We start from the raw sequence: 16,297 nt of genomic DNA on the forward strand, positions 1-16,297 counted from the left end.
CGTGCATTGTGTGCGGGTAAACCGGGCCATGAGTTGCCATTCGGGCGGTTCCATCAAGGGTTGAGCCATGCTTGCCACATTACCAGAACTCCGCAGTCAATAATGCGAAGTTCTGGCAAAAGTGGGTTGCCGAAACCAGTTTCCGGCAACTTCACCCTATAGTCATACGAACATGAAATCTTCCATATGGAGATCAGATATCAAGGTTCCATAGAGTGTAATGGAGTTGTGTTCATCCAGATCTATCACAGTGTTGATACCATCATCACTGGCAGCAGCAATAACTGCTTCAAAATCAGCAAACACGTCAGCATCAAAGCGGATGTGATCATCTGAACCCATACCAGACTGGAAGTCAGTAATTACGTCCTTACCAAAAACAGAGCCGTCAAACACGAATGTGTCCGAACCAGCACCACCAGTCAAAGTATCATTCCCACCTAAGCCATCCAGTATATTTGCAGCTGCGTCTCCAGTCAGGTAATCGCCATAAGCATCGCTGCCCATGACATTTTCGATAGAAACATATGTATCGCCAGCCGCATCGCCCTGGTTTTGGCTCGCATCACCAAGATTCACTGTTACGCTAGTATAAGAATGGTAGTAACGAACTGTATCATTACCTGACCCACCGTCCAGATAGTCTGCTCCAGAGCCATAGGCATTCAGCGTATCATTGCCGCCCCGACCTTCCAGATGATCATTGCCGTTGAGTGCGACAAGGCTGTTGTTCAGCTCATCACCCAAGATGATATCACTATGATTAGAACCAGCAACGTTCTCAAAGTTTGCAATGTCATCCCCTTCGGCATGTCCGCCTGAAACTTCTCCAGTTGTCAGATTGACAGAAACACCTGAAGGTGAGTGGTAATAGTCTAGTATATCCCAACCCGCACCGCCATCTAACGTATCTGCTCCTCCATAACCGTTAATTTTATTGTTCCCTGCATCTCCGGTTAAGTGGTCTCCATAAGCATCACTGCCCATGATGTTTTCGATGGAGATATAGGTATCGCCAGCAGCATCGCCTTGGTTCTGACTTGGATCAGCAAGGTTGACGGTTACCGCATCTTTAGACCAACGATACCGAACAGTATCAGTACCTAACCCACCATCCAGATAATCTGCACCAGTGCCGTAGGCATTCAGCGTATCATTGCCGCCCCGACCTTCTAAATGGTCGAGCCCATTGTTGGCGTAAAGAACGTTGTTGATCTCGTCTCCTAAGAGAACATCATTATGATGAGTACCGTGAACGTTCTCAAAATTCGCAATGACATCCCCTTCGGCATGACCCCCTGAAACCTCTCCAGTTGTCAGATTGACAGAAACACCTGCAGGAGAATTGTAGTAGTCTAGAGTATCCCAACCCGCACCACCATCTAATGTATCCGCTCCACCATAACCAGATATTTTGTTATCGTTATCATCCCCTACTAGCTTATCAGCATAAACATATGTACCTACAATATTCTCTATTGAGATGTAGGTGTCACCGCTTGCATCGCCGGTGTTTTGACTCGTGTCACCAAGGTTCACAGTTACACCAGAGTTAGAATGATAATAACGAACTGTATCATTACCTGACCCACCATCCAGATAGTCTGCTCCAGAGCCATAGGCATTCAGCGTATCATTGCCGCCCCGACCTTCTAGGTGATCAATGCCATCTTTCGCGTACAAATTGTTTCTATTGTCGTCGCCAATAAGGACATCATCAAACTGAGAGCCGCCGATATTTTCGATATTGACAAGGATATCTCCGGTCGCATGGCCGCCACTGGCTGTATCTTCAGCAAGATTGATCGTTACGCCTGCATCCGATGCACGATAATCAGTAAGGTCAGAGCCAGCGCCACCATCAAGGTAATCTGCCCCTTCTCCACCAAACAGCTCATCATTTCCCTCTCCACCATACAGGCGATCACTTCCTCCCTCACCATAAAGGCGATCACTTCCTCCAGCTCCAGTCAGGATATCATCACCTCCATAGCCCCAAATTCTGTTGTCACCAGCATCACCTGTGAGCGTATCACCGTATGCATCTGTGCCCATTATGTTTTCTATAGAGATATATTCATCACCAGCCGCATCACCTGCATTTTGAGACTGATCTGCGAGATTAACGGTGACAGCTGCGTGGGACCAGCGGTATCTTACCGCATCGGTTCCTTCCCCGCCATCAATATAGTCCGCTCCCGAACCAGAGGCATTGAGGGTGTCATTACCTTTACCACCGTAAAGGCGGTCATCTCCATCTAAGCCATACAAAGCGTTGGCATTATCATCACCAATGAGAACGTCATCAAAATCTGAACCTTCAACATTCTCAATGCCCACAAGAACATCCCCCGTCGCATGGCCTCCATCGAATAAGCCAGTTGCTAGGTTCACATGGACAGCCGCATCCGAAGTAGAATATCGGGCAAAATCCAAACCAGTTCCGCCATCAATATAATCGGCACCTTCACCACCATAAAAATAATCGTTACCAGCACCGCCATAGAGCTGATCATTGCCTCCATAGCCCCAGATTTTGTTATGGTTTTCATCACCGGTTAGGTGATCAGCGTGTGTATCACTACCTATAATATTTTCAATGGACGCATAAGTATCACCTGTCGCATCGCCACTATTCTGGGATTGATCTGCAAGATTGACAGTGACAGATGTCGTTGCATCAAAGTAGCGAACAGTATCACTTCCTTCACCGCCATTAATAAGTTCCGCCAGATCTCCAGCAGTAATCTTGTCATCGCCGTCGGTACCGGTTAACTCAACACGGCCATCGTTCAACACCTCAATCTTGCTGAGCGTCGTCCCGTCAGCAAACTCAAATCGCTCAATATGCTTGCCCATGTTGGCGATCTGGAGTTGACCTGCAGGTCTACTCCCATCTACATCCCAAGAGAGTTTCAGAGCGGTACCGTTGTCGTCATCGTGTTCAACTGTTGTAAATGTAAGGTCAAGAAGAGACAGATCCTCAAAGACAACCGTGTCATACCCGCCATCATCGACCTCAGTGGTATAGTCAATCATCGTTGATCCACTACTTGCCTGGATCAAATAAGTATCATCTCCCATACTCCCGGTCCGTATTTCGCTGTCTCCTGCAACGATTACACTCGCTGTCGCAACTGAGCTCTCTCCGAGGCTGTCCGTAACCGTATAAGTGAAGGTATCAGTGATAGATTCACCAAGACCCAGAGAGCCGACCAGATTTGCCGGATCATAAGAGAATGTATCATCATCATTCACGGTCACTGAACCGAGAGTATTGGTGGCATCCACGCTGAAGCTGTGGGTATCTGACGTGTCTGCATCAGAATAAGACGGCGTAATGACAACAGAACTGTCTTCGTTGGTACTTGAAGCGACAGTAGATGCTACAGGAGCATCATTAGCTCCGGTGATCGTCATAGTCACTGTCTTTGTGACGACACCGCCGTTGCCGTCATCCACCGTGTAGGTGAAGGTGTCAATCGTGCTCTCACCAACAGCAAGATGTTCAAACTGGCCATTAGGGTTGTATTGGAAGCTACCATCGACCAGAGTGACTTCCCCTGTGGTTTCACTGGCATCCACCGTGATGGTATGAGTGTCTGAGATCTCAGCATCTGAGAAAACGGGCTCAATCAGGACGCTTTCAGCCTCAGAAGTTGTCGCAGCAATATCCTCAACAACAGGAGCATCGTTCACACCGCTGATTGTGATCATAACAGTTTCAGTCGAACTCGCACCCGAACTGTCCGTGACGGTATAGGTGAAGGTATCTGCTGCGCTCTCACCAGCTGTCAGGCCGTCAAACTGGCCCTGAGGATTATAAGCGAATGTACCATCGTCATTCACAATGACCGAGCCAAGCGTCTTGGTGGTATCCACGCTGAAGCTGTGGGTGTCAGATGTATCTGCATCTGAATACGACGGCGCGATTGTAATGCTGCTGTCTTCGTCAGTTGTACTGGAAATTTCAGCGGCGACTGGCGCATCATTGGCACCCGTAATGGTAACGGTGACCGTTGCCGAAGCGCCACTCCAGGAACCATCAAGTGCCATATAGACAAAGCTGTCAGTTGCCGTTTCTCCAGCTCCCAGATGATTGAACTGGCCGTTAGTATCGTAGGTAAACGTACCGTCAGAATTTACAAGGACAGTCCCTTGGGTCTCAGCATTATTGACGCCAATCAGATGTACATCTGAGGTGTCTGTATCACTCACACCATTATCGATGGAAACGGTTCCACCTTCACTCACCGTAGCTTCAACAGCCGCAGCAACTGGTGCATCATTCTGGCCGGTAATGGTAATAGTCACCGTTTCAGTCGAGCTCTCACCAGTGGCATCTGTCACGGTGTAGGTAAAGCTGTCAGTTGCAGTTTCTCCAACCGCCAGATACTCAAATTGACCATTCGGATCATAAGAGAATGTACCATCATCATTCACAGTAACGGTACCAGCTGTCTCACTGGTATCCACACTGAAGCTGTGCGTGTCTGAGGTGTCTATATCGGAAAACTCAGGGATTATGGTAACAGAGCTCTCTTCATCCGTGGTCTCACTCGTCGCAACAGCCACTGGACCATCATTCTGGCCAAGAATTCTGACGGTAACTGTTGCAGTAGAACTCGCCCCGGAGCTATCCGTCACCGTATATGTGAAGCTATCATATGCAGTGGTGGTCTCATCTTCCATATCACCTGCATAGGCTGCCAGATATTCAAACTGGCCATTTGGATCATAGGAGATTGTTCCGTCATCATTTATGGCGACAGACCCAACCGTCCCTGTTGTATCAACGGTGAAACTGTGTGTATCCGAACTATCAAAATCGAAAAACGAAGGAGTGATCACAACAGAGGTGTCTTCCCCCCCTGTTTCTTCGAAGGAATTGGCAACAGGAGCGGTATTTGTCATTTTGCGGGCCCATATATGAATCACTAAAGCACATTCCATATATGCATGAGTATTTAAGATTGTAAATTCATTTTATAAATCCATAGGTTGATGCTAATTACTTGGACAATGCATCGTCAGAAATGCACCGTAATGACTTTATGAAAGAGAATACCAACGGAGTTTCACGCTGCTAAAGTAGCTCTATGAGTAATCGCAGCCTAATGCACAGGCTCGATAGCCGACAATTGTCGCAGGTCATGTTTTACTCCGCGAAGTGACTTCTTTCTGTTCTCCGTCGCGAGCGAAGAAAGAACAATCTGAAGCTGCAGGCGCTCACTGGAAGGGCATGCGCTATAGGTGTCCTAATGTCAGGTATTGGTCACAAGCGATTTACTGCATACGCGAAGTTCGATAGCATCGCGTATGTTCGCTGATTACAAAGGGGTTCTTAGTGCAGAGTTTGGTACTCTCCGACAGCATCCTCAAAAACGTTGACGCGCCCGCCAGAGGAAACTCGGCGGGTTTTTTTCTCGTTTTGCGATCCTTGAATTTAATCCATGCCCAAATCAGGAACAGGACTAGAACGGATGTTCCTCTGTCTTTCGGGACTTTTGTCATTTTTTGCCGGATTTTGGACTGTTTTTGTTCTCATCTGGACAACAAAAAACCCGCCAAGAAGGCGGGCTATTTTGTCTTAACTATCAGATAGTTAAGTGGCGGAGAGGGTGGGATTCGAACCCACGAGACGCTTCCACGCCCGCTGGTTTTCAAGACCAGTGCATTCAACCACTCTGCCACCTCTCCGACTGTGTGGTGTGGGCTCTATTTGGTTCATGCGGCCTCCAAAGTCAAGCCGGCGAAAAACTTGTTCCACAGCCTGAATTTATTTTTTTCACAGCGGAATCAATCAGTCCCACCAAAACCGCTATTTCCCCTAAGTAAGTTAGCCTTGACAAGAAACTCTCTTTCTAGTGGAGACATTTTGATCGGATTCAGTTAAGGTTTATCGGCTATCTTTTTAATATTGGTTCAGTTTGTAGTGAGCTCGGGTGTTTTTGCTCAACCAAACTGAAATCCGTCAGTGCCGAACATGTAGTGAGTAACAACGGTATGACTTCTTTACTGAATTGGGGCTATTCGGTGAAAGCACCAGCTCCCGAAACGATCAAACGTGTAGCGACCAGCATAACTGTAGTTGCCTTGTGCGCAGGTATTGCAGCCTGTGGTGGTGGCGCAGACAAAGTGAAGTTCAGTGAAAAGAAGTACGGCGTGGCTGCAAGTCCTCGTGTGGTGAAAGGCACTAAGCCAGTTCCCAAAGGAGGAGGGCGCGCTGTTGTCGGCAAACCGTATAAAGTGGCTGGCAAGTGGTATTATCCCAAAAGGGACGATAACTACAAGAAAACCGGTAAGGCATCATGGTATGGTCCAACCTTCCATGGTCGCAAAACAGCAAACGGCGAAATCTTTGATCGCAATGCGCTGACAGCAGCACATCCAACAATGCCTCTGCCAAGCTATGCTAAGGTGACAAACCTGCAAAATGGCCGCTCCATGATTGTGCGCGTGAATGACCGTGGACCATTCCACGATAATCGCGTGATTGATCTGTCTGAGCGCGTTGCAGGAATGTTGGGCACTAAATCCAGCGGCGTTGCCAAGGTTCGTGTTGAATACGTCAGCCGCGCACCTCTTCACGGACAGGATGAGAAGAAGCTACTGGCATCTTATTCTGGCAATGGCGGAAAGTCGAACGGCGGCAACTCTGCGCCTCGTACCATGTTTGCCTTTGCAAATCCTGTGAAACGCATTTCCGGCCCGGCTCCAATGCCAAAAAGCAGGCCATACGACACTCCAATTTATGCGGCGCAAAATGTGTTGGCGTTCAATTCCAGCCAGCTCGATCCTGCTGTGGTCTACGAACGTAACTTGAGCACGACACAAGTCGCATCCATATCCAGCTTCAAGAACCGCATCAACAGCGCCCTTGCGACAAACGCAAACCCGAATGCGCCCAAACCTGCGATTGCCGCACAGCCAGTTTCAACGTCCTTTGGCAGCTCACTCCTTCCACCACCAAGTTCAGGTGTTTACAAAACACCAACAAGTGGCAGTGCGCCAACGTTCCAGAGCGGAAATGCAGTTTCCTCCTATACGTCACAGCAAAGGCTCAACAGTGCGCATGAAGCATTTAAATCATTTTCAGGTGGAACTGGTTTGAAGAACTTACTGCAATCTCGTACTGGCCAAAAACACTAAGTCATTTAGTTTTAAACGGCTTTACCCAGTCTGCTGACCTGCGTTAGTGTTTGTTTTAGGGGATGGGGCGTAGCATAGCCTCTCTAAAAACATTCAGGGAGACGCAGGCGTGCAGGTTGGGTGGCAGAAGTGCAAACAGCATAAATCTCGAAGCAACTTTAAGCGCTGGCTATCTCCTGATTGCTGGAGATTTTCAGCGATAGCGGCAATGGTGCTCTGCGCTCTAGTCGCATCTCCAACAGCTCATGCTGTTGAGATAAAAGCCAAAGCTGCGACGCTTTACGACTTCTCCAACAAGTCATTGATCTTCTCTAAAAACTCTCAGGTTCTGCTTGCGCCAGCTAACCTGACCAAGCTCATGACCGCCGTAACAGTGCAGCAGGCACTGCATGCCGGTGACATCACACCGCAAACCACATTCAAGGTCAGTGAACATGCATGGCGGACAGGCGGAGCACCCGCACGCGTTACCACCATGTTTGCACGCCTGAACTCCTCTGTCCCCGTGAATGATCTAATGTATGGCCTCATCGTTCAAAGCGCGAACGATGCCGCAATCATTCTGGCAGAAGGCCTGGCCGGCAGTGAAGCCAACTTTGCGCGGGAGATGAACAAGCTCGCCAAGTCCATTGGAATGGAAAATTCAAATTTCACCAATCCGACCGGCTTCCCTGAGGAGAGCCACAAAACGACACTGGAAGACCTGACAATCTTAGCGGCGTATGTCTTGGAACATGAGCCTGAACTGCATTCTGTGTTTTCCATGGACCGCTTTACGTGGAACAAGATCACACAGCGCAATAAAAACCCCCTCATTCGGGATATTGAAGGACTGGACGGGTTCGGAGCTGGCTTCTCTGAGAGAGAAGGTTTTGCAGCACTTGGAACACTCGACAGCAACGGTCGTCGCTATGTAGCCGCTATTGCAGCCTCACCGACAATGCAAGACCGTGTTCAGGACATGAAAACTCTATTGCTGCCATCTTTTTCCGGCCTTAAGCTCGAACAGTTTTACCGCAAAGGTGATCTTGTCAGCGATGCACAAGTGTATGGCGGCAAAAGAACAACAGTCTCCCTGAAGACAAATGATGCCGTAGCAACGCTCATCAACCCCAACGAAAAAGACAAATACCAACTGCGCGTTGTTTACAATGGCCCCATACCCGCACCTATTAAAGAAGGAATGGAAGTTGGAGAACTGCAGGTTCTTTCCAAAAATGACGTGATTTATCGGGCAACACTGGTTACAGGAGAGGATGTAGCCATGGGAGACCTGCAAGGCCGTGCTTGGGACGCGCTAGGCGAGTTCTTCTACCAGTTGTTCTAGCACCGGATTTCAGAACTATTGAACTCCGTAGGTCTTGGAGGCCTGTTCGACGTTGTCGGGTATTTTTATCAGTTTTGAGGGCGGCGAGGGCGCCGGTAAGTCTACTCAAATTCAGCGCTTGCGCGACAAACTCGCGGCCAAAGGCATTGAAGCGATCACCACACGTGAACCGGGCGGCTCTCAAGGCGCAGAACTCGTTCGCGAAGTCCTGCTGTCCGGCGCTGCAAAAGGTTATGGCGTAACGGCTGAGGCAGTCCTTTTTGCAGCTGCCCGCGCAGACCATATAGACACACTGATCAAGCCAGCACTAGATGATGACAAATGGGTCCTGTGCGACCGATTTGCCGACTCATCCCGCGTTTATCAGGGTGAATCCGGCGTGCCTCCGCAAACAGTTGAAGCCTTGCAACAGGTCGCAATCGCAGGTCATAATCCAGACATGACCTTGCTGATCAACGTGACACCTGAAGTCGGTTTGGCTCGGGTCTCAAAACGCACAGCTCCCGTCGAGTTTGACGGTCCGGATCGCTTTGAAACAGATACCTTGGAAACACACCGTCGCAGGCAAGAAATGTTTCTGGATATGGCCCGTAATGAGCCAGACCGCATTGTTGTGATTGACGGTGATCAGTCTCAGGACAAAGTGACTGAAGATATCTGGCAGGCCGTCCAAAGCCGCTTTGAAGAGCAGATCAAACAAGATACGGCACGTCCGTAGGCAATCAGGGAAAAGAGAGTATGGCGAAAGCTCCCATAATCGAAGAAGTCCCTGAGTTCGACGAGGTCGAAGGCCTTCCGCTTCCACGCGAGCAAACCAACCTATACGGCCACGAACTTGCAGAAACCGAACTGCTTGATGCCTACAGATCGCAGCGGTTTCATCATGCATGGATCCTCGGTGGCCCCAAAGGCATCGGCAAAGCCACGCTGGCATTTCGTTTCGCACGCTTCATACTGGAGCACCCAGACCGCTTTTCTACGCCGGTGATGGCTGCAAACAGCCTATACGTTCCACCAGAAAGCCATAGCTCTCAAATGATTGCTGCAGGTTCTCATGCAGACCTTCTGCATCTGCGACGCCCGTGGGACTTGAAAGGAAAGCGTTTCAAGCGGGACCTTCCTGTTGACGAAGTGCGTAAGACCACAGGCTTCTTTGGGTCAACGGCAGCAGGTGGAAACTGGCGCATCTGTCTTGTGGATTCCGCTGATGACATGAACCAGTCCGCAGCCAACGCTCTGCTTAAGATTCTCGAAGAGCCACCAAAGCAGTCGCTCTTTATCCTGCTTTCACACAATCCCGGACGTCTTTTGCCAACAATTCGTTCCAGATGCCGCAAACTGTCCATGCGCAAGCTGGAAGAGCAGACGATTGAGCAAGCGCTGACTGACATGGGCTGCGCTCCATCCGGCAACACACAGGCTCTGCACACGCTCGCTGATGGTAGCCTGCGTCAGGCCGCATTGGCAGCAAACGGCGGAGCGTTGCAAATCGCTCAGGAGTTTACCGGCTTGGTTGAGACAATCGCCAATCTGGATATGATCCGTGCGCACAGCTTTGCAGATAAAGTTTCGGGGCGTGGTGCAGAAGACGCATGGAACACATTTTTGGAGCTGACCCGCACGTTCTTGAGCAATCAACTGCGTAAAGATGCAAGCACAAAGCCGGATGCGCTTGTCAGGTGGGCTGACTTGTGGGAAAAGGTGGGCCGCGCTGCCTCAACAGCAGAAGCTTTAAACCTTGATCGCAAGCAAGTTGTGTTGTCTTTCCTCGTTGACCTGCGGAAAGCAAGCACGAGCTGACCTACGTCTTTTTGGGCCACAAACCCAAAGAACTTTCCAGATTTAGATCCCGGATCAAAAGATCGCTTTAGGATATGACAGAAAAATCGCCTTTCTATATTACAACAGCAATTTCCTATCCAAATGGTGAGCCGCATATCGGCCATGCCTACGAGGCAATTGCAACTGACGTGCTGGCCCGCTTCCAGAAACTGGATGGCCGAGAAGTACACTTCCTGACGGGTACCGACGTACACGGTCAAAAGATGCTTCAGACCGCCGTCAAGGAAGGCATGTCACCTTCAGATCTTGCAGATAAGAACTCCAAGCTTTTCCGCGAAATGGTGGAAATGCTGGGCTGCTCTAATGACGATTTCATTCAGACCAACGAAGAGCGTCACTATAAATCCTGTCAGGCAATCTGGCAGAAAATGGCTAATTCTGGCGATATCTACAAAGACAGCTACGCCGGCTGGTACTCCGTACGCGACGAAGCCTACTATCAGGAAGGCGAGACCGAAGTTCGCGAAGACGGTGTTCGTTATGGTCCGCAAGGCACGCCTGTCGAGTGGGTCGAAGAAGAAAGCTATTTCTTCCGCCTCTCAGCTTATGAAGACAAGCTGATCGAGCTGTATGAGAAGAACCCTGACTTTATTGGTCCAAATGCACGCCGCAACGAAGTCATGAGCTTCGTAAAAGGTGGTCTGAAAGACCTGTCCATCTCCCGCACCACCTTTGACTGGGGCATCCCGGTCCCGGGCGATGAAAAGCACGTTATGTACGTTTGGGTTGACGCTCTGACCAACTACATCACTGCGCTTGGTTATCCGGATATGGACGGCGACATGGCCAAGTTCTGGCCTGCCAACGCACATATCATCGGCAAAGACATTATCCGCTTCCACGCGGTGTACTGGCCTGCATTCCTCATGTCCGCTGGTGTTCCACTGCCAGAGCGCGTATTTGCCCATGGTTTCCTGTTCAACTCCGGTGAGAAGATGTCCAAGTCTCTGGGCAACGTCATCGCACCGCGTGATCTGGTAGAAACCTACGGCCTCGACCAAATTCGCTACTTCTTCCTGCGTGAAGTTCCATTCGGTCAGGATGGCAACTACAACCACGAAGCAATGGTAAACCGCATCAACGCTGACCTCGCCAATGACATCGGCAACCTGGCTCAGCGCTCGCTCTCCATGATCTTCAAGAACTGCGAAGGCAAACTGCCGGTTCCAGGCGAATTCTCTGCTGACGACAAGGCAATCTTGCAACAAGCTGATGAGATGCTGGAAAAATGCCGCGGCTTCATGGCAAAGCAGGAAATCCACCATGCACTGGCGTGCATCTGGTCAACCGTTGGTGAAGCAAACCGCTACTTTGCCTCTCAGGAGCCTTGGGCGCTGAAGAAGACTGACCCTGAGCGCATGAGCACAGTTCTTTACACCACTGCTGAGATCATCCGTCAGGTTGGCATTCTCGCACAACCAGTGATGCCAGGCTCTGCATCTAAACTGCTGGACCTACTGGTGCTGAATGAAGACGAGCGCTCCTTTGCACTGCTAGGTGAAGCTGGTCGCTTGCAAGGTGGTCGTGATCTGCCGAAGCCACAAGGCGTGTTCCCACGCTATGTTGAGCCGGAAACTGCAGAATAAAGCGCAAGATTATGTAGCTTAAAGGGGAGGCGCGTATGCCTCCCTTTTTTATGAGGGAAATGCGCTCGCATTTTCCGCTGAGATAAAACAAGAGGTCTACCGGACCTATTGACAGAATCGCGCTGGAGGCGCTTTTGCTGTGACCATGTTAGTTGATAGTCATTGTCATCTGGATTTTCCGGATTTCGCAGAAGAACGCGACCAGATCATCGAGCGTGCCCACGAGGCTGGCGTCAAGCTGATGGTCACCATCTGTACTCGCGTCCGCAAGTTCGAGCAGATTAAAGAAATCGCTGAGGCCTATGACAGCGTATACTGCTCCGTCGGAACCCATCCGCACCAAGCCGGAGAAGAAACCGACGTCACCACGGAAGAACTGGTGGAGATTGCTAAGCATCCCAAAGTGGTGGCAATCGGAGAAGCCGGACTAGATTATTTTTACGACAACGCATCTCCGGAAGATCAGGAAAAAGTCCTGCGCACGCATATTGCAGCAGCACGCGAAACCCAGCTGCCACTGGTGATACATAGCCGCGATGCAGATGAAGACATGATGCGCATTTTGGAAGAAGAGATGAAGGCTGGCAGCTTCCCAGCACTTCTTCATTGCTTTTCCTCTGGCAAAGAGTTGGCATTGAAGGGACTGGAGCTCGGCCTTTATGTTTCCTTCTCCGGCATTTTGACCTTTAAGCGCTCCACCGAACTGCGCGAGATCGCAGCAGAACTTCCAATGGATCGCCTTCTTGTTGAAACAGATGCCCCGTATCTTGCGCCGCAGCCATGGCGTGGCAAGCGCAACGAGCCTGCCTATGTAGCGCACACCAACAAAGTTCTGGCTGAAGCACTGGGCGTCTCAGAAGATGTAATGGCCAAGGCAACCACACAGAATTTCCTGCGCCTGTTTTCCAAGGTGCCACAGCCAGCTTGATTGACTAAACTGACGCGGATCGTGTTGCCATTGTATTTTGAGAGGACCGATGACCAGCAATTTTAAGGTCACTATTCTGGGCTGCGGCTCATCTACCGGCGTACCAAGGATTGGCGGAGATTGGGGCGAATGTGATCCCAATGAACCGAAAAACCGTCGCCGTAGATGTGCTCTGCTGGTTCAGCGGTTCTCTGAAAATGGCACGACGACCATAATTGTGGATACCGGCCCGGACTTGCGTGAGCAGATGCTGGCAGCCGGTGTCACACACGTGGACGCAGTACTTTATACCCATGCCCATGCAGACCACTTGCATGGCATAGATGATCTGCGCTTCTTCGCACTCATGCAGCGTGCCAAAGTGCCCGTTTTCATGGATGAGTTCACCTCAAAGCGCGTCCGATCTGCCTTCGACTACTGCTTTGTCACGCCGCCAGGTTCCGGTTATCCGCCAATCCTGAGCGAAAACCGCCTGACGAATGGCACTCCGGTCACCATCGATGGTGCAGGGGGGCCGATCACTGCGCTACCATTTCTTGTCCATCATGGCGACATTGATGCACTGGGCTTTCGCTTTCAGGATCTGGCATACACGCCAGACGTCAACGACATCCCGGAAAGCAGCTTTCATGCATTGAAGGGCCTGGATACATGGATTGTAGACGCACTACGTCAGAAGCCACATCAAAGCCACTTCTGCGTTAATGATGCATTGGAGTGGATTGAGAGGATGAAACCTGCCAAGAGCATCCTCACCAATTTGCATTGCGATCTGGATTATCAGCGCTTGCTGACAGACCTTCCAGAGAGTGTTTCACCTGCCTTTGATGGTCAGGAAATCAAATTTCCAGCACATGTGACGGTCTGAAGCCGTCACATTTTTTTATGATACCTACACAGAATCATTGCTTGCCAGGCCTCCACGTTTCGTGCTGATATAGATATATCAGCAGCGCGTGCGTGATAAATATATTTCCCTGCCTATGTAGAACGGCTCGCTGCAAACCAAAAATAAGCTTATAAAATACAGTAGGTTGAACTGATCACAAGGCATTCTTTGTATATTTTATACTTAGATATTTTATATTTGAAATAATTTAAAAAACCTGTCACGCTTATCTCAAGTTGGAATTGGGCACTTGCAGCCTAAAGGGGAGAGAGCAATGAAAGTCGCATGTCTTGGAGGCGGCCCGGCAGGTCTTTATTTCGCAATCAGCATGAAGCTGCGAGATCCTCAACATGAGGTCACAGTCATCGAGCGAAATAAGTTTGACGACACCTTCGGTTGGGGTGTTGTTCTTTCAGATGAGACACTGGACAACTTCAAGGTCAACGACGAAAAAAGTGCCGAATCCATCCGCGCGCACTTTGCTTATTGGGATGATATCGCGGTTCACTATCGCGATACCTGCCACGTCTCCAGCGGTCATGGCTTCTGCGGCATTGGCCGCAAGCAGCTACTTCTGCTCCTTCAGGACCGGGCTAAAGAGCTTGGCGTAAACATGGAATTCGAGCGCAACTACACAAGCGCAAAAGAGCTCATGGGAGATTACGACCTCGTTGTTGCTGCAGATGGTCTGAACTCCACCAGCCGCACAGAGTTTGCTGAGTATTTCAAGCCAGACATCGACACCCGCAAATGCAAGTTTGTCTGGCTCGGCACCCACCAGAAATTCGATGATGCCTTCACCTTCATTTTTGAAGAAACAGAGCACGGCTGGATCTGGGCACATGCCTACCAATTCGATGATGACACTGCGACTTTTATTGTAGAGTGTACAGAAGAGACCTATGAGGCGTTCAGCTTTGCAGATATGAGCCAGGCTGAATCGTGCCGGACTTGTGAGAGGATCTTCGAAAAGCATCTTGGTGGCAATCAGTTGATGACCAACGCAAACCACGTCCGTGGTTCTGCATGGATCAACTTCCCACGCGTGCTCTGTGAGAAATGGTCCCACGAAAACCTCGTTCTCATGGGCGATGCCTCTGCAACCGCACACTTTTCTATCGGATCAGGCTCAAAGCTTGCCATGGAAAGCGCCATTGCACTGGCAGATTATCTGCACAGCGAAAACTCCATTCAAAGTGCATTCCAGAAGTACGAGGACGAGCGCCGCTTGGAAGTTCTTAAGCTCCAGTCCGCTGCTCGTAACTCACTGGAATGGTTTGAAAACGTCGAACGCTACTTGCACCTGGATCCAGTTCAGTTCAATTACTCACTCCTGACACGCTCCCAGCGCATCTCCCATGAGAATCTGCGAGAGCGCGATGCTGAGTGGCTGGGAACAGCAGAAGGCTGGTTCCAAAATCAAGCCGGAGTGTCGGATACTGACAATGCTCCACGCCCGCCAATGTTCGCACCGTTCAAACTTCGCGAGATGGAACTGAACAACCGCGTGGTTGTCTCGCCTATGGCGCAGTACAAAGCAGAAGACGGAACAGTCTCCGACTGGCATCTGGCCCATTATGGCGAACGCGCTAAAGGTGGAGCAGGGATGGTTGTTGTTGAGATGACCTGTGTCAGTTCTGATGGTCGCATCACACCAGGCTGCCCGGGCCTTTACGCAGCAGAGCATCAAACAGCATGGAAGCGCATCACCAATTTTGTACATGAACACAGCAACGCAAAGATCTGCTGTCAGCTTGGCCATGCCGGCCCAAAAGGCTCGACGCAGCTTGGCTGGGAGGAGATGGATGCGCCGCTGAAAGTCGACAATTGGCCGCTTCTTGCCGCCTCTCCAATCGCTTGGTCTGAACGCAACCAGACCCCAAAGCAAATGGACCGTGCAGACATGGACCGCGTCAAGGCAGAGTTCGTGAACGCGGCGAAAATGGCAGATGCATCAGGCTTCGACATGATCGAAATCCACTGCGCCCACGGTTACCTTCTGTCCTCCTTCATCTCACCACTCACCAACAAGCGTGAAGACGAGTATGGCGGATCACTTGAAAAGCGCATGAAATACCCGTTGGAGGTCATCAAAGCAGTACGCGAAGCATGGCCTCAGGACAAACCAATGTCCGTACGTATCTCTGCAACGGACTGGGTGGAAGACGAGGGGCTCATGCCAGAAGAAGCCGTTGAGATTGCTCGCATGCTGGACGCAGCTGACGTTGATATCTGCGATGTCTCCGCAGGTCAGACCAGCACTCGCGCACAACCGGTTTATGGCCGTATGTTCCAGGTGCCGTTCTCAGACCGTATCCGCAACGACGCAGGCATGAAAACCATGGCGGTCGGCAACATCTACGAACCGGACCACGTGAACTCCATTCTGATGGCTGGTCGCGCGGATCTTGTGTGTTTGGCACGCCCACATTTGTCAGATCCGTATTGGACATTGCACGCAGCTGCACTACTTGGCGACAAAGGCGTATATTGGCCAGAGCCTTATCACGCTGGTCGTGACCAACTGTACCGTCTGGCTGAACGGGCAGAGTTCATTAAAGTTCGGGTGTAAG

General features: G+C 50.4%; 9 protein-coding genes and 1 tRNA gene. 8 read left to right on the forward strand and 2 right to left on the reverse strand.

Annotation, left to right across the window (positions count from 1 at the left end; all coding sequences use genetic code 11):
- Positions 1 to 162 precede the first annotated feature (162 nt).
- Positions 163 to 4,914 carry an Ig-like domain-containing protein gene (locus PsAD37_RS16230; protein WP_063297037.1) on the reverse strand — a complete coding sequence of 1,584 codons (4,752 nt, stop codon included), beginning with the start codon at positions 4,912 to 4,914 and terminating at the stop codon, positions 163 to 165.
- Positions 4,915 to 5,610: 696 nt separating this feature from the next.
- Positions 5,611 to 5,700 (reverse strand) — tRNA-Ser (locus PsAD37_RS16240).
- A 306-nt stretch (positions 5,701 to 6,006) separates the two neighbouring features.
- Between PsAD37_RS16240 and PsAD37_RS16245 the strand changes: the two genes are divergently transcribed.
- The 8 genes from PsAD37_RS16245 (at position 6,007) to PsAD37_RS16280 (ending at position 16,296) form a co-directional block, all read left to right on the forward strand.
- The gene (locus PsAD37_RS16245) at positions 6,007 to 7,152 is read left to right on the forward strand and encodes a septal ring lytic transglycosylase RlpA family protein (protein WP_063297039.1); all 1,146 of its coding nucleotides are present in this window, start codon (positions 6,007 to 6,009) and stop codon (positions 7,150 to 7,152) included.
- A 208-nt stretch (positions 7,153 to 7,360) separates the two neighbouring features.
- Positions 7,361 to 8,479: a D-alanyl-D-alanine carboxypeptidase family protein gene (locus PsAD37_RS16250; protein WP_063297040.1), complete on the forward strand. Its 1,119-nt coding sequence runs from the start codon at positions 7,361 to 7,363 to the stop codon at positions 8,477 to 8,479.
- A gap of 52 nt (positions 8,480 to 8,531) precedes the next feature.
- Positions 8,532 to 9,197, forward strand: coding sequence for a dTMP kinase (gene tmk, locus PsAD37_RS16255; protein WP_063297041.1), 666 nt, complete (start codon positions 8,532 to 8,534; stop codon positions 9,195 to 9,197).
- 20 nt (positions 9,198 to 9,217) lie between these two features.
- A complete protein-coding gene (locus PsAD37_RS16260) occupies positions 9,218 to 10,279 on the forward strand; it encodes a DNA polymerase III subunit delta' (protein ID WP_063297042.1) in 1,062 nt (353 codons plus the stop codon).
- Positions 10,280 to 10,353: 74 nt separating this feature from the next.
- The gene (gene metG / locus PsAD37_RS16265) at positions 10,354 to 11,907 is read left to right on the forward strand and encodes a methionine--tRNA ligase (RefSeq protein ID WP_063297043.1); all 1,554 of its coding nucleotides are present in this window, start codon (positions 10,354 to 10,356) and stop codon (positions 11,905 to 11,907) included.
- Positions 11,908 to 12,052: 145 nt separating this feature from the next.
- Positions 12,053 to 12,835 (forward strand): TatD family hydrolase, encoded by a 783-nt coding sequence (locus tag PsAD37_RS16270; RefSeq protein ID WP_063297044.1) that lies wholly within the window; start codon positions 12,053 to 12,055, stop codon positions 12,833 to 12,835.
- 49 nt (positions 12,836 to 12,884) lie between these two features.
- Positions 12,885 to 13,703 carry an MBL fold metallo-hydrolase gene (locus PsAD37_RS16275; RefSeq protein WP_063297045.1) on the forward strand — a complete coding sequence of 273 codons (819 nt, stop codon included), beginning with the start codon at positions 12,885 to 12,887 and terminating at the stop codon, positions 13,701 to 13,703.
- 295 nt (positions 13,704 to 13,998) lie between these two features.
- On the forward strand, positions 13,999 to 16,296 hold the full coding sequence (locus PsAD37_RS16280; protein WP_063297046.1) for a bifunctional salicylyl-CoA 5-hydroxylase/oxidoreductase: 2,298 nt from the start codon (positions 13,999 to 14,001) through the stop codon (positions 16,294 to 16,296).
- The last annotated feature ends 1 nt before the right edge of the window (position 16,297 follow it).

It is taken from the genome of Pseudovibrio sp. Ad37 (assembly GCF_001623075.1).
Lineage (GTDB): Bacteria > Pseudomonadota > Alphaproteobacteria > Rhizobiales > Stappiaceae > Pseudovibrio.